This is a genomic window from Acinetobacter sp. 1125_18A (assembly GCF_052824985.1).
Genome location: NZ_VTDG01000009.1, coordinates 94021 through 115940, shown reverse-complemented (window position 1 = coordinate 115940; position 21920 = coordinate 94021). Strand labels below are relative to the sequence as shown.

Annotated in this window: 24 protein-coding genes; 10 read left to right on the top strand and 14 right to left on the bottom strand. The window is 39.9% G+C overall.

All coding sequences use genetic code 11. The annotated features are described in order from the left end of the window. Positions 1-14: 14 nt before the first annotated feature. A complete protein-coding gene (dapA, locus tag FY049_RS15965; protein WP_004718795.1) occupies positions 15-911 on the bottom strand; it encodes a 4-hydroxy-tetrahydrodipicolinate synthase in 897 nt (298 codons plus the stop codon). A gap of 484 nt (positions 912-1395) precedes the next feature. On the opposite strand from dapA, the gene pncA reads away from it, so the two are divergent. Together pncA and FY049_RS15955 are read left to right on the top strand one after the other, a co-directional pair. Further along, entirely contained in the window at positions 1396-2031 is a 636-nt protein-coding gene (pncA, locus tag FY049_RS15960; protein ID WP_262782085.1) for a bifunctional nicotinamidase/pyrazinamidase, read from the top strand. Between the two features lie 93 nt (positions 2032-2124). Beyond that, a complete protein-coding gene (locus FY049_RS15955) occupies positions 2125-3078 on the top strand; it encodes a bile acid:sodium symporter family protein (RefSeq protein WP_004718792.1) in 954 nt (317 codons plus the stop codon). A 60-nt stretch (positions 3079-3138) separates the two neighbouring features. Here FY049_RS15955 and FY049_RS15950 read toward each other — a convergent pair whose 3' ends face one another. Together FY049_RS15950 and FY049_RS15945 are read right to left on the bottom strand one after the other, a co-directional pair. Next, positions 3139-3612 (bottom strand): DUF523 domain-containing protein, encoded by a 474-nt coding sequence (locus FY049_RS15950; RefSeq protein ID WP_262782084.1) that lies wholly within the window; start codon positions 3610-3612, stop codon positions 3139-3141. Then, the gene (locus FY049_RS15945) at positions 3609-4127 is read right to left on the bottom strand and encodes a GNAT family N-acetyltransferase (RefSeq protein WP_262782083.1); all 519 of its coding nucleotides are present in this window, start codon (positions 4125-4127) and stop codon (positions 3609-3611) included. Before FY049_RS15945 ends, FY049_RS15950 begins: the two co-directional genes overlap by 4 nt. A gap of 106 nt (positions 4128-4233) precedes the next feature. On the opposite strand from FY049_RS15945, the gene FY049_RS15940 reads away from it, so the two are divergent. Beyond that, positions 4234-4503, top strand: a complete 270-nt coding sequence (locus FY049_RS15940; protein ID WP_209828378.1) for a DUF4031 domain-containing protein — start codon at positions 4234-4236, stop codon at positions 4501-4503. A 140-nt stretch (positions 4504-4643) separates the two neighbouring features. Then, the gene (locus FY049_RS15935; RefSeq protein WP_004718782.1) at positions 4644-4964 is read left to right on the top strand and encodes an ArsR/SmtB family transcription factor; all 321 of its coding nucleotides are present in this window, start codon (positions 4644-4646) and stop codon (positions 4962-4964) included. A 111-nt stretch (positions 4965-5075) separates the two neighbouring features. On the opposite strand, the gene FY049_RS15930 is transcribed toward FY049_RS15935, so the two are convergent. From FY049_RS15930 to FY049_RS15890, 9 genes are all read right to left on the bottom strand, one after another. Beyond that, entirely contained in the window at positions 5076-6047 is a 972-nt protein-coding gene (locus FY049_RS15930; RefSeq protein WP_224964524.1) for a cation diffusion facilitator family transporter, read from the bottom strand. A 434-nt stretch (positions 6048-6481) separates the two neighbouring features. Further along, entirely contained in the window at positions 6482-8320 is a 1839-nt protein-coding gene (gene glmS, locus FY049_RS15925; protein ID WP_262782080.1) for a glutamine--fructose-6-phosphate transaminase (isomerizing), read from the bottom strand. A 12-nt stretch (positions 8321-8332) separates the two neighbouring features. Beyond that, a complete protein-coding gene (gene glmU, locus FY049_RS15920; protein WP_004718759.1) occupies positions 8333-9697 on the bottom strand; it encodes a bifunctional UDP-N-acetylglucosamine diphosphorylase/glucosamine-1-phosphate N-acetyltransferase GlmU in 1365 nt (454 codons plus the stop codon). A gap of 21 nt (positions 9698-9718) precedes the next feature. Beyond that, the gene (locus tag FY049_RS15915) at positions 9719-10195 is read right to left on the bottom strand and encodes a phosphatidylglycerophosphatase A family protein (RefSeq protein ID WP_016539097.1); all 477 of its coding nucleotides are present in this window, start codon (positions 10193-10195) and stop codon (positions 9719-9721) included. Between the two features lie 22 nt (positions 10196-10217). Beyond that, positions 10218-11135, bottom strand: coding sequence for a thiamine-phosphate kinase (gene thiL, locus FY049_RS15910; RefSeq protein ID WP_056517071.1), 918 nt, complete (start codon positions 11133-11135; stop codon positions 10218-10220). Positions 11136-11145: 10 nt separating this feature from the next. After that, entirely contained in the window at positions 11146-11595 is a 450-nt protein-coding gene (nusB, locus tag FY049_RS15905; protein WP_004718751.1) for a transcription antitermination factor NusB, read from the bottom strand. Positions 11596-11598: 3 nt separating this feature from the next. Then, positions 11599-12069 (bottom strand): 6,7-dimethyl-8-ribityllumazine synthase, encoded by a 471-nt coding sequence (gene ribH, locus FY049_RS15900; protein ID WP_004718750.1) that lies wholly within the window; start codon positions 12067-12069, stop codon positions 11599-11601. Positions 12070-12166: 97 nt separating this feature from the next. Next, positions 12167-13288, bottom strand: a complete 1122-nt coding sequence (ribBA, locus tag FY049_RS15895) for a bifunctional 3,4-dihydroxy-2-butanone-4-phosphate synthase/GTP cyclohydrolase II (RefSeq protein ID WP_004818315.1) — start codon at positions 13286-13288, stop codon at positions 12167-12169. A 291-nt stretch (positions 13289-13579) separates the two neighbouring features. Next, on the bottom strand, positions 13580-14866 hold the full coding sequence (locus FY049_RS15890) for a hypothetical protein (protein WP_446083998.1): 1287 nt from the start codon (positions 14864-14866) through the stop codon (positions 13580-13582). 77 nt (positions 14867-14943) lie between these two features. Between FY049_RS15890 and serB the strand changes: the two genes are divergently transcribed. From serB to FY049_RS15875, 3 genes are all read left to right on the top strand, one after another. Beyond that, complete coding sequence (serB, locus tag FY049_RS15885; RefSeq protein ID WP_004718743.1) at positions 14944-16164, top strand: phosphoserine phosphatase SerB; 1221 nt, start codon at positions 14944-14946, stop codon at positions 16162-16164. Positions 16165-16594: 430 nt separating this feature from the next. Beyond that, a complete protein-coding gene (gene aciT / locus FY049_RS15880) occupies positions 16595-16909 on the top strand; it encodes a ciprofloxacin tolerance protein AciT (protein WP_004818318.1) in 315 nt (104 codons plus the stop codon). Between the two features lie 216 nt (positions 16910-17125). Beyond that, positions 17126-17605: an SCP2 sterol-binding domain-containing protein gene (locus FY049_RS15875; protein ID WP_004718739.1), complete on the top strand. Its 480-nt coding sequence runs from the start codon at positions 17126-17128 to the stop codon at positions 17603-17605. Between the two features lie 94 nt (positions 17606-17699). Here FY049_RS15875 and dtd read toward each other — a convergent pair whose 3' ends face one another. Next, the gene (gene dtd, locus FY049_RS15870; RefSeq protein WP_004818319.1) at positions 17700-18140 is read right to left on the bottom strand and encodes a D-aminoacyl-tRNA deacylase; all 441 of its coding nucleotides are present in this window, start codon (positions 18138-18140) and stop codon (positions 17700-17702) included. 280 nt (positions 18141-18420) lie between these two features. On the opposite strand from dtd, the gene pncB reads away from it, so the two are divergent. The 3 genes from pncB (at position 18421) to asd (ending at position 21436) form a co-directional block, all read left to right on the top strand. Next, complete coding sequence (pncB, locus tag FY049_RS15865; RefSeq protein WP_224964528.1) at positions 18421-19647, top strand: nicotinate phosphoribosyltransferase; 1227 nt, start codon at positions 18421-18423, stop codon at positions 19645-19647. 92 nt (positions 19648-19739) lie between these two features. Further along, entirely contained in the window at positions 19740-20588 is an 849-nt protein-coding gene (locus FY049_RS15860; RefSeq protein ID WP_224964529.1) for a sulfurtransferase, read from the top strand. Then, entirely contained in the window at positions 20585-21436 is an 852-nt protein-coding gene (asd, locus tag FY049_RS15855) for an archaetidylserine decarboxylase (protein WP_105713917.1), read from the top strand. Before FY049_RS15860 ends, asd begins: the two co-directional genes overlap by 4 nt. Positions 21437-21487: 51 nt before the next feature. On the opposite strand, the gene FY049_RS15850 is transcribed toward asd, so the two are convergent. Then, on the bottom strand, positions 21488-21919 hold the full coding sequence (locus FY049_RS15850; protein ID WP_333666374.1) for a hypothetical protein: 432 nt from the start codon (positions 21917-21919) through the stop codon (positions 21488-21490). Between the last annotated feature and the right edge of the window lies 1 nt (position 21920).

Sequence of the window (21920 nt, the reverse complement as noted above, 5' to 3'; positions counted from 1 at the left end):
ATACTAAGCTCTTATTAAATGAGACCCACTGCTTTGAGTTCTTCACGCAGTGGTGCACGGTATTGTTCTGCTAGGGGAGTTAATGGTAAGCGAATGCCAGTACCAATTAATTCCATTTCATGAAGTGCCCATTTCACTGGAATTGGGTTCGATTCGCAAAATAGAATATTGTTTAATTTTGCAACTTGGTCATCTTTGCTTTTCGCTGTTGCAGCATCACCTGCAATTGCAGCAGCACAAAGTTCGCTCATGATTTTTGGTGCAATATTTGCTGTTACTGAAATATTGCCGTGGGCGCCTAACTGAATCAATTCACTCGCAGTCGCATCATCACCTGAATACACCACCATGTTTTTACCTTTTAAGCCATCAATCAGCTCTTTACCACGGGGAACATCGCCAGTCGCATCTTTAATTCCTACGATTTGAGGAATATCTGCTAAACGAATTGCGGTGTCGTTGTGCAGATCTACACCAGTACGACCAGGTACGTTGTAAAGAATGATAGGTAAATCAACAGCTTCAGCAACTGCCTTATAGTGTTGGAATAAACCTTCTTGCGTTGGTTTGTTATAATAAGGAGTAACTAAAAGTGCGGCATCTGCGCCGAGTTGTTTGGCTTCTTTGGTGAGTTCAATCGCTTCGTGTGTCGAGTTTGCACCAGTACCGGCAATAATTGGAATACGTTTATTGGCAACACGGATAATTTCTTTAATTACTTCTGTGTGTTCTGCCATGCTAAGAGTAGATGCTTCGCCAGTTGTACCGACAGCAACAATACTATTAGTGCCTTGTTCTATGTGCCACTCAACGAGCTTCTCGAGACCCTTCCAATCTACGCTGCCATCTTCAAACATAGGGGTGACGATTGCGACAATTGAGCCTTGAATGGTCTGTGCTTGCTGAGTCATTTTAAAAAAATATCCTATTTTTCCATCCACATGCGTTTGAGTAAACAAGGATTGGGATGGTTGCAGTATTTTGATTTGAGCGTGAAACAATCATCTTAAAGATTGCCTAATGCTTATGCAAATTATGACTGATTCAGCGTGTCAGAACAATATGCTTTAGTCAAAGCTTGGAAATTCTTTAACAAAAGCAACAAATCACTCACATTTCCAAGCAATTTTTTTAATTTTCAGTTTTTTATCAAACATGACCGGCATGCAGTTTTAATCCAAATGCAGGGTAAAATCTATCCTCGCTAGAAAATAATTTTCTATTGGGCGGCTGAGTCTCGCCGTTTAGAATCTAGCGAACCGTTCTAGATGATTTCACGATTGATTTTGATAAGATGCTCGCAAATGTAGGCTTTTTTATTGTATGTTGAGTCATCGAGTATTTAAATTTTTACGATTAAAATAATAGTCATTTGGCCAATATAAGGGTAGGGAAATGTTGCAATCTGAGCGTAGCGCCTTGATCGTTGTTGATGTACAAAATGGTTTCACTTCAGGGGGAAATTTAGAAGTTGCCCATGCTGAGCAAATTATTCCAACCATCAATCAATTGGCACGACATTTTGACAATATTGTATTGACTCAAGATTGGCACCCTGAAAACCATATTTCATTTGTTGAGAATCATCCCAACCGTAAAGCTTATGAGCTGATTCAGTTAGATTACGGTCCGCAAGTATTGTGGCCATCACACTGTGTACAAGGGAGTAAAGATGCTGAATTTCATCCTGATCTAAACATACCAACTGCTCAACTGATCATTCGTAAAGGCTTTCGTTCTCAAATTGACAGCTATTCAGCCTTTATGGAAGCCGATCATAAAACCACTACAGGCTTGGCGGGCTATCTTAAAGAGCGTGGTATAGATACGGTGTATATTGTCGGGATTGCAACAGACTTCTGTGTCGCATGGACGGCGATGGATGCCGCCAAGTTAGGCTTTAAAGCCTTTGTGATTTCGGACGCGACCAAAGCAATTGATTTACAGGGTTCTTTACAACACGCATGGCAGGAAATGCTGGCTGTGGGTGTAAAACGCCTGATCTCAAAAGAGATTTTCAACGCAGCATAAGTATTAAGACTTGCAGCATTTGAGAAATATTACTGCTTTAAAACATCTTGCTTTAAGATAAGCCGAAATCCTCAATCTGCTTGGGTAAGGACAATGTCAGCAATTTTACGTTTTAGTCAGTTTGTACAAAAAACTTTTGCCCTGTGGGTTGTGGTATTTGCCTTTATTGCCTTATGTTTTCCAGCGGCATTTGTCTGGATGAAAGCATATATTCCATGGGTTTTAGGGATTATCATGCTGGGAATGGGCATGACCATGACCGTGGACGAATTTAAGAATGTCTTGTCAAATCCCAAAGCAGTTGTGATCGGTGTCGTTGCACATTTTGTGGTGATGCCCAGTGTGGCATTCTTTCTCTGTAAAGTTTTTAATTTACCACCCGAAATTGCGGTAGGGGTAATCCTTGTCGGCTGTTGCCCCGGAGGGACAGCATCCAATGTCATCACCTATATGGCCAAAGGAAATACTGCTTTATCCGTCACATGTACATCTGTTTCAACGTTTTTAGCGCCTATTTTGACACCTGCGATATTCTATGTGTTAGCCAGCCAGTGGATTCCGATTGATGCGGGTTCAATGTTTATCGATATTCTTAAAGTGGTGATTTTTCCAATTATTTTGGGCGTGATTTTAAGAAGCCTATTTAAACAAAAGACCGAGCAATATATTCAAGTGATGCCTTTGATCTCTGTGGTTGCCATTGTGGTGATCGTGGCAGCAATTATTGCAGCCAGTAAGGCTTCAATTTTGCAATCGGGCTTGCTGATTTTGGGTGTGGTGATTTTACATAATGGTTTAGGCTTTTTATTAGGCTATTGGGCAAGTCGTCTATTCAACCTATCTTATCCTGACTCTAAAGCTGTTGCGATTGAAGTGGGGATGCAAAATTCTGGTTTAGGTGTGACCTTAGCGGCAATACATTTTGCAGCATCTCCAATAACCGCAGTGCCAAGTGCTATTTTTAGTTTATGGCATAATATTTCTGGGCCTGTTTTAGCCACCTATTGGGCAGCGAAAGCAGATAAAATGGCTGAAAATAAACAATAATACTATTTTAAAATTTACCTTTCATTTAGAGAGCCTTGGCTCTCTTTTTATTTATAGTGCTTATTCATGCGCTAACTGTTTTAAAAACTCATCTTCAGTGAGTACACTAAAGCCATGTTGTTCAAGTAGGGCTGCTGTAACCCCTTTGCCTGATATTTTATGCCCTGAAAATGATCCATCATAAATCATCTGTGAACCACAAGAAGGACTGTTGGCTTTTAAAATAATATGTGTAACTTGATGGTATTGGGAAAGTTTTAGGGTTTTTTCTGCACCCAAAATAAATTCAGCTGAAACATCATCACCATTGGCATCTTTTACTTTGGCTTGTCCTTTTAAAACTTGATAACCATCACCACCTACGATTTCAGCGGGCTGTCGAGGTGTGCTTAAGCCACCTGAAACTTCAGGGCAAATCACCACGGCTTGTTGCTTGTCTACCAGTTGTTTAAGCTTGTGTTGTAGGCAGTTCTTGGCATCGTAGCGAACATTTTCACCCACAAGACATGCACTAATCAGATATTTTTTCATCATCTTGAGGTTAATTCGAGTTGCATTAAATCCATACCAATATCATATAAATCGGTTTTAAAGTCGATGCTTAATTTTTCTGTAAAAGCAAAATTTTGATAGAATTTTTTTGCACGTATATTGGTTTTCAATACTTCTAAAAAGACAGAAGCTTGTTGATGTTCACGTGCAATATCAATCGCATTTTGCATGAGCGTAGATGCAAAATTTTTTCCAACAGAATTTTCAAGCAAATAAATTTTCTGTAATTCTGCACCAGTAATATCTAAATGTGGTTCATATTGGTTGAGATTTAACTTGGCATATCCAATAATTTGCGCTTGTTCATTTTCAAGCAATAGCCAAACTTGATCAGGATCTCGCAGAGATTCGGACAAATTTTCTAAACTAAAATTTTGATTGAGAAAATTTTGTAGGCCTTGTTCTGACCAAAGATCAGTAAAATGTTGGCAATATGTGGTGCAGGCAAGCTGATTGAGTTGCTTGAGATGGATTGGTGTGGCTGGATAAATTTTCATTATATTTTGTCATCAAATGACGCTTTGCTATACCTTGAATTTGTATTCAATCATGTATGAATTTCATGGGATAATCAATTCCGAAATAGGGAAAATGAATCTTGTTATGAGCGTGTATGTTGATCGTGCAAAAGTTCCTTTTAAAGGCCAAGAATGGTGTCATTTGATGGCAGATACACTGGAGGAATTACATCACTTTGCGCAAATGTTGGAAATCGATGCCCGTTTATTTCATCGCACTGCCTCTTATCCGCATTATGATATTACCCTGCAAATGCGTGTAATGGCGATTGCTTATGGCGCAATTGATGCTGATCGAAAAACCATTATTGCCTGCGGAAAGAAACTGAAGTTACAACTCAACCAATCTTTATAAAGTCTTGGTTTTTTATTTCAGCTTGATAAAACCGTATCTCCAGAAAAATACTTTATCGCGATTAAGTCTTGTCCTTATGAGAAGCACAAGAGTAGAATCTTTTATGATGAAAAATTATGAACAACGATTGTGATTAATATATGACTTTTAAAGACGGCTCAACAGAAATATCGCAAGACGAGATTATTATTCTGGCTGAAACTTTTCGACTTTTAGGAGATGCCTCACGTCTCAGAATTCTTTTATTCTGTATGCGTGGACCTAGTCCAGTTGGCGATATCTGTGAAGCACTCGATTTGTCGCAATCTTTGGTTAGTCATCATTTACGTTTATTACGTTCAGCACGCTTGGTGAAAAGTGAGCGTCAGGCCAAACAAGTCTTATATGAAATCGCTGATACGCATGTCAGCCATGTTTTGTCTGATATGGCAAAACATATTGCAGAAGAGCAGTGTGGTTAAATTTTCTATTTTTTAAATCGATTATTAAAAGCAAAGTGAATTTCAAAATGTGGATGCCACAAGGCAACAATCAATGACCTTGTGGCATTTTGTGCTTGATCCATATTGATCTTAATGACTATGTCCAGCATGAGGATCAATTTTTGTCGGTTTTTCAAGGCTACAGCTGCTATCACCTTGCCAATCAATCGCGACAGTTGGATGTTCAATATCAAATTTGGTTTTTAATTCATGTTCAATTTGTTCGGTGAGTGTCTTGATATCAACACCTGCTTCAGGTTGGACATGTAATGTTGCCATTGCTCTTCCTGAAGTAATCATCCATACATGAATATGGCTAATTTTCTGAATGCCTTGAACGGATTTTAATAAGTGAGTGGTGATATCTGTTGTATTCGCATTGGCAGGCGCACCTTCTAATAAAATATGAATGGTTTGTTTAAACAAAGACCATGCACTGCGCAATACAAGTAATGATACAAGCACAGACAAAATCGGATCAATCGGTGTCCAGCCTGAGTACCAGATGACGATTGCAGCGATAATTGCAGCAACAGAACCCAATAAGTCACCCATCACATGCAGAATTGCACCTTTGATATTTACATGATCCGTATCATCTCGTGTGAGATACCATAAAACAAAGATATTCACCAACATACCAGCAATTGCGACAATAAACATCGGTCCTGCAAGTACGGGTTGAGGTGATTGAAAGCGTACAATCGCTTCATAGACGATCCATCCAACAATCCCAAACAAGGTTAGAGAATTGATCAGGCCTGCAATTACTTCAAAGCGCATATAGCCGAAAGTACGTGATTTATCCGCAGTACGACGGCCAAAGCGAAACGCTGCATATGCTAATCCTAATGCAAGTGCATCCGTCATCATATGGCCTGCATCAGCTAACAGTGCCAGTGAACCAGATATGATTCCCCCAGCAGCTTCAACAAGCATAAAACTGAAAATAATGAAGAAAGAAATCAGAATTTTTCTTTCATTTCCTGTAGTTGCTTCAGGTACATGTGCGTGGTTGTGATCACTATGGCTATTATGGGGGTGATTATGATTGTGTCCCATAAGGACCTCTGAATTGGATTATTTACATATGAATATATGTTCATATGTTTGTTTTGTCAAATAGCTTCATGTTAATTTTTTATTGCATTGTGAATCAAAAATTTTAAAAAACTGATGCCATAAGGCACTTAGGTTTAATAAAACAGAATAGAAATAAAGTTTTTAAAACGAACTGATTCACTTTCGAGCTTATTTACTTTGATACGAAGTAAAAAGGAGGCTATTTTTCGCTCAGGGATTTTGTTGGTTCAAGTTTAAGAGGGTGGTTTGTGTTTAGGTTATTTTTAAATTGATGGATCTATAAAAATCAGGCATAAAAAATCCACACATTCATGCAATTTTAGCGCACGGTTTGTGTGGATTGCTTGAGCTATTGATATGTGTATAAAACTTAATTTATTTCATACACATATGCTCAATGAGTAACTGATTGATTATTCAACCGTAACTGATTTTGCTAAATTACGAGGTTGGTCAACGTCAGTACCACGTAATACCGCAACATGATAAGACAACAATTGCACAGGTACACTATAAACGATTGGCGCTAACCAAGTATTGACCGTTGGAACATAGACAACATGTTGGCGTTCTTTGGCCACGATACCGCTATTTTCATCAGCAAAAACAAACAGTTCACCACCACGTGCTTGGACTTCTTCCATATTGGATTTAAGTTTATCCAGCATGTCATCATTCGGTGCAAGAATCACCACAGGCATATCATTGTCGACCAAAGCCAGTGGGCCATGTTTCAATTCACCCGCAGCATAACCTTCGGCATGAATATATGAAATTTCTTTAAGTTTTAATGCACCTTCAAGCGCAATTGGGAATTCTGTACCGCGACCTAAGAACAAGCAATGCTGTTTCTCTTTGAACAGAACAGATAACCGTAAAATTTCTGCATCATTTTGTAAGGTATCTAAAATGACTTTAGGGATATGCCACAATGCGGAAGTGATTTCATCAATACGTTCAGCTGAAATGGTTTGCTTAACTTGACCAAGTTTAAGGGTCAATAACATCAAAGCCGCAAGCTGTGTGGTAAATGCTTTGGTTGATGCGACCCCAATTTCAGGACCAGCTAGGGTTAATAAATGATGATTTGTTTCACGAACCATAGATGAGGTCGCGACATTACAAATCGTCATGGTATAGATATTTAAGCCTTTTGCTTTAGCACGCTTTTGGGTATCACGTAATGCAGCCAAGGTATCTGCAGTTTCACCTGATTGGGAAATACAAACATACAAGGTGTTATCTACAATCACAGGCGAGCGATAACGGAACTCACTGGCAATTTCAACTTGGCAAGGCAGATCAATCAGTTGTTCAAACCAATATTTTGCAATCATTCCCGCATGGTAGCTGGTACCACAAGCAAGCACCTGAACTTGCTGAACATTTTTAAAATCTATTTCAGCATTTTGTAAAAAGTCTTCTCGTAATGTATTGCCATTTAAAGCTTGAGAGATCGTTTGTTGAATTGCTTCAGGTTGCTCAAAAATTTCTTTGAGCATGTAGTGTTTATATTCACCTTTAGAGGCATTACTCACGGTTGCATCCAGCTCTTTCACCGGACGATCAACCAATTGATCATTAACAAAAACTTCAATCGTTTCACGAGTTAAACGCGCAATATCACCTTCTTCAAGATAGATAAAACGGTTGGTCACAGGTAATAGTGCCAATTGGTCTGAACTAATAAAGTTCTCACCAATACCGACACCAATGACTAAAGGTGAGCCTTCACGAACAGCAATTAATTCATTTGGATAATCGGTATGCACAATCCCCAGTGCATAAGCACCTTTCAGTTGAGGTACGATTTCTTCAACGGCTTTTAATAAATTTGGCGATGATTTTAGTGCTTCAGTAATTAAGTGAGCAACGACTTCAGTATCGGTTTGAGATGTAAACACATAACCCAAAGCTTCAAGATCATCTTTAAGCTCTTGGTAATTTTCAATAATACCGTTATGTACCACTGCAACATGCCCAGAAATATGCGGATGGGCATTGTTTTCAGTTGGTTTACCATGGGTTGCCCAACGTGTGTGTGCAATACCCACAGAACCTAAAATATTCGACTCTGCAACCGCGCCTTCTAAATTTGCAACTTTACCAACACGACGTTCACGTAAGATTTGCCCCTGATCAACTAGAGCAACACCCGCCGAGTCATAACCACGATATTCAAGACGTTTTAGGCCTTCAATTAAAATATTTGTAATGCTTCGTTCAGCAACGCCACCAACAATACCGCACATAATAATATCCTCTTATTTCTTGACCTTTTGGGGACGTTGATAATTTTCTTTCGAAATTTGTTTTGCACGTTCAAATGCAAGACTGTTGTCTGCTACATCATGGGTAATCACTGAACCCGCACCTGTGGTTGCGCCATGACCAATTTTAATCGGTGCAACCAGTGAGTTGTTGGTTCCAATAAAGGCATTATCACCAATGATGGTTTTGTGTTTATTGGCGCCATCATAATTACAGGTAATTGTACCTGCACCGATGTTTGAACCCGCACCAATTTCTGCATCGCCTAAATAGGTGAAATGATTGGCTTTTGAACCTAGACCAACAGAAGTGTTTTTCACTTCAACAAAGTTACCGATATGAACTTCATCTGCCAATTTTGCACCTGGACGTAGTCGTGCAAAAGGACCAATGTGTACATCTGCACCAATTACCGCATCTTCAAAAACACTATATGCTTGAACTTTGGTTCCTGCCGCAATTTGGGTATTTTTAATAATACATCCTGCACCAATTTCAACGCCATTTCCGAAAGTACATTGACCTTCAATAATCACATTAATATCAATACGAACGTCAGTACCCGCAGTGAGTTGACCACGTAAATCAAAACGTGAAGGGTCAATCAAATGCACGCCTTGTTGCATCAATAATTTGGCTTGATAATTTTGAAATTCACGCTCTAATGCTGCAAGTTGAATACGATCATTTACGCCTTCAACCTCAAAAGCCAATTCTGGTTGAATGGATGCGATTTCCATACCATCCGCTAAAGCCATTGCCACGATATCAGTGAGGTAGTACTCACCTTGAGCATTGTCATTGCTGAGTTTAGGTAACCATTCATGTAATTTGGCATTGCTGACACAGTAAATACCTGTGTTGATTTCTTTAATTTGACGTTGTTCATCAGAAGCATCTTTATGTTCAACAATCGCTTGGATTTTTCCATCCTTACGTACGATGCGACCGTAGCCAGTAGAATCATCAAGCGTTAATGTGACTAAACCGATGCCTGTTTGACTGGATACATCAACCAAGCGTTGTAGGGTACTTTGTTGCACGCAAGGCACATCACCAGAAAGGATTAAAGAAATGCCATCTTGGGGCAAAACAGGTAAAGTCACTTTAACGGCATGACCCGTACCGAGTTGTTCGGTTTGCTCTACCCATTGAATATTTTCATGTGCAAATGCATTTTGAACTAGATCACCACCGTGACCAAAGATTGTAATGATATTTTTTGCTTGTAATTGTTTTGCTGTTTCAATCACATGACCGAGTAGTGGGCGTCCTGCTAAAGGTTGGAGTACCTTGGGTAAACTAGAACGCATACGTGTTCCTTTACCTGCAGCAAGAATGATCACAGTTGTAGACATATCACACCTAACAGATCTGGCTTAAGCCATTTTAAAATATAAATAAATCACGATACATATTGCTGCCCAGAGGCCTGCAATAATATCGTCAAGCATGATCCCAAAGCCACCATCGACTTTTTGGTCAATGACACGAATAGGCCATGGTTTCCAGACATCAAATAAACGGAACAGTGCAAATCCAACCAGTGCCCAAATCCAATTCATTTGTCCTAAATAAATTAAAGGCAGGAACGTGATTGATTGCCCAGCAAACTCATCCCAAACAATGCGCCCATCATCATGCACATGGATAATCTCTGCGGTTTTCCCACAAATCCAAATACCGACCAATGACATGATTATGATGGCCAATATGGAGCCATAAAAACCAATTGCAAGCCAAATCGGAATAAACAAAAGCGCAAATGCTGAGCCAAATGTACCTGGTGCTTTAGGCGCTAAGCCTGAACCAAAGCCCACACCGCAGAACACAATAAAGCGTTCAGCCCATGTCATACTTTTAAAGACAATCGGAGGTTTATGCAAAGTGTTGGTACCCTTGAAGTTGAAGTGGATGGTCTAAGCCATCTTTCTCAAATACAATCCCAGATTTTTGTGTAACTTGGCCGATGATTGTAGTGGTTACATTTGGTTTTAATTGCAAAAGTTTAGCATAATTTTGCATAGTTATTGTAAAGCATAACTCATAATCATCTCCGCCCGCTAAAGCATATTTCCATTGCTCATTGTTGCTGAGCTGCCTTAAAGCTGGATGAATTGGGAGTTGATTTAAATCTATTTTTGCACCGACACCCGAGGCATCTAAGATATGCCCGAGATCTTGAGCAAGTCCATCTGAAACATCAATCATACTGGACGCCAAGTCTTTTAACAGAGCACCTAATTCGCAGCGCGGTGTTGGGTAATCTAGACGTTGTTGTAGTGGATGTCCTAAATGTTTTAGCCCAAAAGCGGCATCACCAATCGAGCCACTGACTACAATTAAATCATCGACTTGTGCGCCAGAACGGGTAATGGCTTTGCCTGTTTCAATCCAGCCCAGTGCGGTGACGGTAATGGTGAGATGTGGACTTTGTGTGGTATCACCACCAATTAAACGTACGCCAAATTGATCGCAACAATCATATAAACCCTGACTAAATTGTTTTAGCCAGTCATGATCAATTTGGGATAGGCTCAATGCGAGTAAAATACTGTGGGGTTTTGCACCCATTGCAGCAATATCTGACAGATTGACAGCAACAGATTTCCAGCCAATGGCATGTGGAGAAGTTTCTAACGGAAAATGTCGACCAGCGACAAGGGTATCCGTACAAATCACCAATTGATGATTCAAAGGCGGGGAGAGCAGAGCTGAGTCGTCACCGACGCCTAGATCAACATCAGTTTGCTGCTGACGATTGAAATAGGTCTCAATAATTGAAAACTCAGCCATGTAAAACAACTTATTTACTTTGTTGCTTTTCTGCTTCACGCAGGCTTGTTGCTAAACGATCTAATACACCATTGATGTATTTATGACTGTCAGCACCACCAAAGTGTTTTGCCAGCTCAATGGCTTCATCGAGTACAACTCGATAAGGGACTTCAAGATGGTCTTTGAGTTCGTATGCACCTAAACGTAATGTAGCAAGTTCTACACCGTCCAATGCACTCAGTTCACGATCCAGAACAGGAACAAGTAAAGCATCCAATGCTTCATGGTTTGCGATCACGGCTGTGAGCAACTCATGATAATAGCCGAGATCCACTTTATGCATTGCGTTTTCAACACGGGTACGTGCTTCAATTTCATGCACTGGGTTGTGGCTCATTTGCCATTCATAAATCCCTTGTACAGCAAAGCGACGTGCTTTACGTTTTGCTGCATAAGTAGCTTGGAGTGTTTGCGACATGCTTTAAATTGCCTTTAACAGGTTAACCATTTCAATAGCAGTAAGGGCAGCTTCACCACCTTTATTACCTGCTTTTGTACCAGAGCGTTCAATCGCCTGTTCAATACTATCCGTAGTCAATACACCATTGATTACAGGTAGGCCAGTATCTAAACCAACTACACCTAAACCTTTGGCACATTCACCTGCAACGAAGTCGAAATGTGGCGTACTGCCACGAATCACTGCGCCAAGTGCGATCACTGCATCGAATTTACCAGAAGCTGCTAATTTTTTAGCCACAACTGGAAGTTCCCATGCGCCAGGTGCATGAACGACAGTGATATTATCGTCGCTTACACCATGACGATGCAATGTATCAATTGCACCTTCTAATAAATGTTCAACAACAAAGCTGTTAAAACGACCAACTAAAATCGCGTAACGGTCTTCGCTCGCGAGATGTAATAAACCTTCAATTCGGCGAATCGCCATGGCAACCTCGATAATTTAACAGATAAGTGGTTGTACCGACTGCTTTTATTTCCCGACTAAAAACCTAATTGAGCAATAAATGCAGTCTGATTAAAAATTATTGACCCGTTTTTTGGTCAGCAGTGATGTATTCCACCACTTCTAAATTAAAGCCTGATAATGCATTGAAACGTAATGGTGAGCTAAGAAGTTTCATCTTTTCAACACCAAGATCACGTAAAATTTGTGCACCAACACCAATCGTTTGGTATTGCTGTGAAAGTGCAGCATTTGATTTTGTTGGTTTTGGCTTACCAAGTTCTGCTAAAGCAGGGCCTAAGTCAGATAAATGACGTTGACCAATCCAGACCAAAACCCCTCGATCACTGTCGGCAATCGTTTTGAGTGCTTTATCAAGGTTCCAAGCAGGCTCACCATCTTTTTTATTGAGTTTCAATAAATCACGTACAGGATTGAACCCATGTACACGGACAGTCGTCACCCCTTGTTTTGGTTCACCTTTGACCAAAGCCAAATGAATGTCTGGATTACCAATTTCACGGTAACGGTATAAATCAAAGGTACCGTATTCAGTATCTATACTTTGTTGATCCAAACGTTCTACGGTTTGTTCATTGGTCATACGATAATGAATCAGATCAGCAATTGTACCAATTTTTAAGCCATGTTTCTCAGCAAATACTTCAAGATCTGGACGACGTGCCATCGTGCCATCTTCATTGATAATTTCACAAATCACCGACGCAGGCTCTAAACCCGCTAAACGAGATAAGTCACAGCCAGCTTCTGTATGCCCAGCACGGTGTAATACACCACCTGGTTGTGCCATCAATGGGAAGATATGTCCAGGTTGTACAATATCAGCAGGTTTGGCATGTGCTGCAACTGCAGTTTGAATGGTATGGGCACGTTCTGCGGCAGAAATACCAGTGGTAATCCCATTTGCCGCTTCAATAGAAAGCGTGAAGTTTGTACTGTGTTGTGCGCCATTATGGTCGACCATTAATGGTAGATCGAGTTGCTTACAGCGGTCACGACTCAGTGTTAGGCATACAAGACCACGAGCATGGGTGATCATAAAGTTGATGTCTTCAGGGCGTACGTGTGTTGCAGCAATGACTAAATCGCCTTCATTTTCACGATCTTCGTCATCCATGAGGATAACCATTTTACCTGCACGGATATCTGCTACAAGCTCTTCAACAGTATTGAGCGGCATCAACCTTCACCTTTTTGTTCTGTCGTATGACATTTTCATTGAGTACATTCGGAGCATAGTCTAACGTGTTTTTACGTATTTTGCCTATGCTTATCATCTTCCTTTGAGATAGATAGTTATACACAAGCTTGTAGGGCAATGAAAAGAGAAGAAAATTGAAACATTGCGATTTAGTATAAAGATCAGACACTCATTTCGAAAAAAATAAGATTAACTTATCGGAAATTGAGTGTAATAAAAGAAAAACCCTCGCACTTAAAAAAAGAGGAGGGCTTGATAGATGATAAATATTTAATTCTCTGAGATTGCTTCAGAATTCGGTGTATTTTTCTTACCTTTTAAAATCTCAGTACGAATATTTTGTGCAAGTTCAGCGCAGTCATTATTCATACCATTGATCATAAATGAGTGACGGGTCAACACATTGGTTGGATTTGGTAAGGCAACCAATTGATAACAATCATCAATATTCTTGAGCTGATCATTGCTTAAATACAATGCCATTTCTTTGGCAATTAAATGATTCACCAAGCGCTCAGCAGCTTGAGATGCATCAAGTTGCATCGCCTCTACTGAGGTGGTGACCGCACAACGCGTCTGTAACACAAAGCGCTTGTCTTCACGGTAACGTTTATACAGAACTTCTGACAATAATTGAAATACCGAACCAACCATTAATATAGATTGTGCTGCATTGGGTTTTTCAGCATTAATACTCAGGATTGCACCATTCTGATTAAATTCTTGATGAATGGTGAAATCTTTTGCATTCAATTTGAAATGCTGTGCGCAAAGTTCAATACTTTTATTCAGAAAAATCTGACATAAATTAAAATAAGGCAGTGAAACCGACTGGTTGACCGTATTCATCAGTTGTTTTGGATCATAGTACTGAATATTCAGCGCCAAAATCTCTTGGTCATTTTCCAGTGTCGTGGTTACAGGAGTTTTGGGTTCAGGTTTTGCTTTGGCTTGCGCTTGTTGTTGAGCTTGGGCAATCGCAATCGTGCGGTTGGCTTTCTCAGCTTCAAGTGCTTCTGTCAGTTGTTGAATCTCATGTTTTAAACGGGCTTCATTGTTGATGCGAGCCAAATATTCACTACGTGTTGGACGAGCGATGGCACGGTAGGCCAACCATAAGAAGGTATGAATCAATAAGGACACTAAAATAGCCAGCCATTGGGTACGTAAAATTTCACCAATACTTGGCTTGATCAAGGTAATTTCAATAGTGCCGACTTTTTTCTCGTTCTGTAATGCATCACGAACAAAAACTTCACCTTGACGAGTTTTTGCCATACCACTGGTTGCCAGCACTTGTTTTTTAGCATCCAGTATTCGAATCGAAGCCACGCTTGGATTGGTCGCATAGCGATTTGCCAACAGCGCCAATGACACCGTATTTGCGGGTTCGAGTTCAGATAGGCTGTCCGTGACCAATTGGCTGGTCATGAGTTGGCCTTGGCTGGCACGGTTTTCATTCAACTGATGTGTTGTTGCAACTACCAATAAAAAGGTATGAAATGCAAAACTTACAATAAGTAGGCTAGCAAATAGCCCTTGTCTTGGCGCATTCAACGTAAACTTCCAAAGCAAAAAATTTCGATTTCGATTATGATTCTTCCAATTGTTGTAGCTCAGACCCGAGTCAATTCATGCGAGAAATCATTCTTATTTCATTTTTAGGACCTGACCAACCCAATCAGTTTACTCGATTAATGCAAGTGTTGTCCGTACATTCTTTGCAAATATTAGATGTAGGACAGGCGGTCATCCATAATCAATTGACTTTAGGTATTGTAGTGTCGTCAAACGATCAAACTGCAACAGCTTTAGCCATGAAAGACATCCTTATTTTAGCACATGATATTGGTTTAACTGTTCGTTTTAAGCCGATTTCAGGCGCAGAATATGACCAATGGGTGAGTGAAGGTGGGCGCACACGTTATATCGTGACCGCTTTAGCACCAGAGCTCACAGCCGAACATCTGCAAGCGGTGACCAATATTGTTTCAAGTCAAGGTTTTAACATTGAAACAGTGACGCGCTTGTCGGGTCGTCCCGAACGTAATGGACACCAAGATGGGCTGAAACGTTCATGTGTTCAATTCGGTTTGAGTGGGCAAATGCTGGATGCACAGGCGATGCGTGCCGCATGTTTACGGCTTTCTGCTGAATTAAATATTGATGTCGCGGTGCAGGAAGACAATGCCTATCGCCGTAATCGTCGCTTAGTCTGCTTCGACATGGACTCGACTTTGATTGAGCAAGAAGTGATTGACGAACTTGCTAAAGAAGCAGGGGTGGGCGATAAAGTCGCTGAAATCACTGAACGTGCAATGCAAGGGGAGTTGGATTTTCAACAAAGTTTCCGTGCACGCGTTGCGTTACTTAAAGGCCTTGATGCCACGGTATTGCCTCAAATTGCTGAACGACTAACCGTGACAGAAGGTGCCGAGCGGTTAATCTCGACACTAAAATCACTGGGTTATAAAACTGCGATTTTATCTGGTGGTTTTCAGTACTTTGCTGAATATCTACAAGAAAAATTGGGCATTGATGAAGTGCATGCCAATATCCTCGATGTTGAAAATGGTGTCGTGACAGGTGAGGTTAAAGGCCATATCGTTGATGGAGCGCGCAAGGCGTATCTCTTGACTGAATTGGCTGGGAAAATGGGGATTTCACCTGAGCAAGCGATTGCGGTTGGAGATGGTGCAAACGATTTGCCGATGCTTTCAATTGCAGGGCTCGGAGTCGCATTCCGTGCGAAACCTGTGGTTCGTCAAAATGCCAATCAAGCCATTTCAAGTGTAGGTCTAGATGGTGTGCTTTATCTTTTAGGCGTGCATGATAAAGATTTGTCCCGTGCTTAAATGACATGGGTTATATTGCAGAATCATGACAAATAGCGACTTTAAGTCGCTATTTTTTATTTGAAAATGAATCACTTTGCTGCCATTCGCGCTCAATAAAACAGCTTGATAAAAATATTCGTTTTAGAACTTAAAAAAAGTTTTTCAGGGATTAAAAGCTGTGTGTATTTTTTTGTAATGACACTGCATGATTGATGGTAATTAGATTGTGAGAAAAACAGTATTCTTAAAAAATGTAATGACAAATGAATGTTGCGACAAAGTGTGTCGTTTAAGCAGAAAACAGCGCTTTCCTTCTCTTAAAAACTATACATAATGCAAAGCATAAGCTTCTATAAGGTGATTTAAGAAAAATTATAAAGCTTGAAATTGTTGTGAAACACCTATTTAAACGGTTTTTTTATAAGGCATCATTTTGACGGAGGTTGTTATGGTATCAACAACATTTGCAACATTGATTGGATTCGGTCTAATTGCTGCAGCGTTGGCTACCGTTTTCTTTTCCCCTTATCGTCATTGGTTAGGGTTTATGTTTGCAGGCATGATCTTCTGGGGCACCTTGGAAGCAATGCGTTATAGTGTACAGAACATCTTTGATATTTCGGTCGCATATAGCTATTTAACCGCGATTATGTTGGCGATGTCAGCATTGATTGCTCTTTTATTGCGTGAAGACAGTCGTGCACAAAAAGCATTGGCAAATCGCCAATATATTGAACATACCCCAGTCTATGAAGATGAATAAGTTTTGAGTGAAAACTTCAGTCAATATGAACGCTAAGATAACAATAGTGACTTTAATTACACGAAAAAAATCAATTTAGACATTCCAAGGTATATCATAATGGTATACCTTTTTTTCAGTTTATACTTTGCTCTGAAAGCCATGTCTACGCAATGACAAGTTATGCTAGGATGAGCAAATTCGAATCTAATTTAAAAAACAACAGGCTTAAATGTCATGAAACTTTCTGCAATTCCAGTTGTGAAGTTACCAATCGTTGATGCAAGTACAGATCCACTGGATTTGCTTGTATTGGGTTTAGCACTTCGTATGAAACAATTGGCTCGTACCAGTCCAAAATTTATTGAATTGACCCATGACCGTCAGTTCCGTATTCAGATTGGTACTGACTTGGGCGTGGCACGCCAAATTATTGTGAACAATGGTCAAATTGATACAGTTTCAGGTGCTGAACAAAAAGCTGATTTTGTTTTACAGTTTGCTGACAGTGAGCAAGGTGTAAAAACTTTGGTAAAAGGCGATCCAACGGCTTTTATGACGGGTATGCAAAACGGCAGTATCAAAATGGAAGGCGATTTCAGTTTGTTGGTCTGGTTTAACCAAGTGGCTAAACTGATTCCACCAAAAGTTCCAAAACCAGTAAAAGATAAAATTAAATTGGCACGTCAATTCTTAAAAGAGAAGATTGGACGCTAAGCGAATCGAAAATCCTAAAAAGCCCGATCTGATCGGGCTTTTTAGGATTTAAACATTGGCATTAAGCTCAAGATTTTGATTATTCAGCTTTTAATTATTCAACTTCTAAGTTAAAGGTCACAGGCCCATCATTGACCAAATGCACTTTCATATCCGCTGCGAAAATACCCGTCTCAACATTTTTAAATTGTGATCGAGCATAATCAACCAATTGTTGATACAGTGCCTGAGCTTCAGCGGGCGGCATGGCTGGCCCAAAGTCTGGACGCAAACCTTTTTGCGTTTGTGCCATTAAGGTGAATTGAGAAACCAATAAAATCCCGCCATTGGCTTGGCTGACATTCCAGCCCATTTTGCCTTGTTCATCATCAAAGAAACGATATTTCAAAATTTTATCAATTAATTTTTGACCTTTTTCAAAATTATCTTCCTTCGCTAAGCCTAGAAAAACCAAAATTCCTTTTTGAATTTCGCCAGTGGTTTCACCATCAACAACAACTTTGGCTTCTAACACTCTTTGTAATAATGCGCGCATATAAACAATAAGACTAAAATACGATAGCGCTATTCTAACAGGGAAAACCCAGTAAGATGATGCGAGTACGCTATTGGTGAAAAGTTGAAGCTGTTGATAAGCTTTTGAATAAAAATAGAATTTATAAAATTATCATATGAGCAGATAAATCAAAAAAAATAATTCTGCTGAGATTTCTGTTGAGCTTAACTGAAAATATAGTTCATCACTTATAAATGATTACGTTATCTCAGTGAAAAATATGCTTTAATAAAAACAGCATAGCGAAATTAAAATAGATATGGCGCCAATCATCCAATCCTTGCTCGACACAGATTTATATAAATTTACCATGTTACAAGTGGTGCTACATAAATTTCCTCAAACGCACAGTGTGTATCACTTTCGCTGTCGTAATCTAGATGTTACGGTTTATCCCCTGACGGATATTCTGGATGATTTGAACGAGCAGCTCGATCATCTCTGCTTACTCAAATTCCAAGAAGATGAATTGCAATATTTACGCAGTATGCGTTTTATCAAAAGTGATTTTGTTGACTATTTAGAATTATTCCAACTCAAACGCCGTTTTATTAAAGCGGGTATTGATGAACAAGGTCGTTTAGACATTTGGGTTGAAGGCCCAATGGTTCAGGCGATGATGTTTGAAATTTTTGTTCTGGCGATTGTCAATGAACTCTATTTTAGCCGGATTCGTAATGATGACATTTATGTTGAAGGTGAACGTCGTCTACAAGCCAAAGTTGAATTATTAAAGAAATTTGAACAACAACAAGGCACTCAAGCTCCTCCATTTTTAGTCTCAGATTTTGGTACTCGTCGTCGTTATAGCCTAGATTGGCAAAGACATGTGATCCAGACCTTCCATGCAGCTGTACCCAATGTGTTTAGAGGTACCAGTAATGTCCTTTTGGCAAAGGAATTAAATATTCATCCCATTGGAACCATGGCGCATGAGTTTCTACAAGCATTCCAAGCGCTAGATGTCCGCTTAAGAGATTTTCAAAAAGCGGCTTTAGAAACCTGGGTACAAGAATATCGTGGTGATTTGGGCATTGCCTTGACCGATGTGGTCGGTATGGATGCATTCTTACAAGATTTTGATTTGTATTTTGCCAAGTTATTCGATGGCTTACGTCATGACAGTGGTGACCCATTTGAATGGGGCGATAAAGCTTATCAGCACTACCGAAAACTAAAAATTGATACTAAAACCAAGATGCTAACCTTTAGTGATGGATTAGATATTGAACGTGCATGGGCGTTGTATCAATACTTTAAAGATCGCTTTCAAGTTAGTTTTGGTATTGGTACCAATTTGACCAATGATATGGGGCAAACGCCACTCAATATTGTGTTAAAACTGGTGGAGTGTAATGGTCAATCGGTGGCGAAAATTTCAGATAGTCCCGGAAAAACCATGACGGATAACGATACTTTCTTGGCTTACTTACGACAGGTCTTTGAAATACCTGAAGTTGTCGAAGCAGTGAAAATTGATATCTGAATTTTTGCTAAAAGAATGTGAAAAATCAGCATATTGGTAAAAAACACTGTGCTAAGATCATTTGTGCTCAAGGTCTTAAAATAGAAAAACGTATGACTACATCAGCCTTTAACTTCGAATTACTCATAGAAGCAGAACAACTTGTGCCATTTTTAGGTCATGACAAAATTCGTATTGTCGATCTAAGTCGTAGCTCTGTGTATGATCAATTACATATTCCACATGCCTTACATGTTAAACCACAACTGTTGGTTCGACAGGAAGAACAAGCTTCAGGGTTATTGCCCGATGAGGACGGTTTAAAAGCGCTGATTGAGTATTTAAACATCTCTCCCGAACATCATGTTGTGGTCTACGATGATGAAGGTGGTGCTTGGGCTGGGCGTTTGATTTGGAATTTACATTGCCTTGGTTTTTATAATACTAGCCTCCTCAATGGCGGAATTCATGCATGGTTGGCAGCAGGCTACCCAACTTCGGCTGAAGCGGAAAGCTTTAGCAAAGTTGAACACTTAGTTACCGTCAATTTACAACATCTTGATCAACACCGAATTGAATATGCCAAACTGTTGCAAAAGGTTGAACAGCAAGCGATTCAAGTTTGGGATTGTCGAACTTCAGAAGAATATACGGGACAGCGTTTAGCAGCGCGACGCGGCGGTCACATTCCAAGTGCACAACATTTTGAATGGAGTACTGCAATTAATCGTCAAAATCATTTAAAATTGCATCCTCTAGAACGCACGCAACAACGTCTAGAACAATTAGGCTTTCAATTTGACCAGCCTGTGGTGGTGTACTGTCAGTCACATCATCGTTCTGGTCTGGCTTATATCTTGGGTCGGTTATTGGATTGGAATATTCAAGCCTATGATGGTGCGTGGAGCGAGTGGGGCAATCGCCTCGATAGTCCAATTATTACTGGAGAATCACCTGCGTGAGTCTTACATCAACGTTAAAAAAACAAATTTTTATCCAAGCACAAAAAGTCATTCCGCAACAGCAACTCAGCCGTGTTGTTGGTAAAGTTGCAGCCAGTGAAAATCCAATTGTTAAAAATTTAGCGATTCAAGCATTTAAAGCACAGTACGGGATAGACCTTTCTATTGCTGAGCAAAGTGATGCTTTAAAATATAAATCATTCAATGAATTTTTTACCCGTGCCTTAAAAGACGGTGTTCGAGAAATTGACGCAGATCAGACCAGTATTGTTTCTCCAGCAGATGGTGCAATTTCTCAGTTGGGTAAAATTAAAGATGGTGATGTCTTTCAGGCCAAAGGCCAAAGTTTTTCTGTAGACAAACTGATTGGCGATCCGCAATTGGCTGCACCATTTATCAATGGTGAATTTGCCACGGTTTATTTGTCACCACGTGATTATCACCGTGTCCATATGCCATTTGCAGGAACGTTGACCGAAACCTTGTATATCCCTGGTGAGTTATTTTCTGTAAACCAAACTACAGCAGAGAATATCCCAGGTTTATTTGCACGTAATGAGCGTATGGTATGTTTGTTTGATACCGAATTAGGACGTATGGCGGTTGTTCTCGTGGGTGCAATGATCGTTGCAGGAATTGAAACTGTGGCGACTGGCAAAGTAAAACCAACAGGGCGTTTAGAGTTAAACCAGCATGATTTAGCCTTAGAAAAGGGTGCTGAGCTTGGACGTTTTTATTTAGGTTCAACCGCAGTTGTATTGTTTGAACAGAATAAAATCACTTGGGATGAACAGTTTAAAGCCAATTCTATTGTGGTGATGGGCGAAGCTTTAGGGCATACCGTTTAATTTGCGTGTTCTATGATGAGGTGCACTTTCTGTTGTAGAAAGTCACCGAGTCTAAACCCTTATGGCATTGAAATAAGACAGCTTTAAAGCCTGTGCATCTGCTAAGGCATTGTGTGGATTTTCAGAGGGGACATGGGTTTCGATTGGATCCTGCATCCATAACTGCATGGTCAGCGGAGGTGTTCGGATACATTTTCCTGCAGAAAGTACCAGACTACGGGTAAACAAGGCAAAGTCTTCTGGCCAATCTGCCACAATTTCAAGACTTGTATATTGAGATAAATAAACCTGTAAGCGACTTTGAAATTGCGCTAATGAAATCGGTTTTTGATTTAAACGAGGCATGACATGGTCTTTAACCCAAGTAATTGGGTCAGCACATTCTAAAACTTCATAAAAATGTTGATTATTCTCGTCAACCAATGCCAGCGAAATTAATTCACCACCAAAGCCATTAAATTCACAATCTAGAAATAGTTTCATT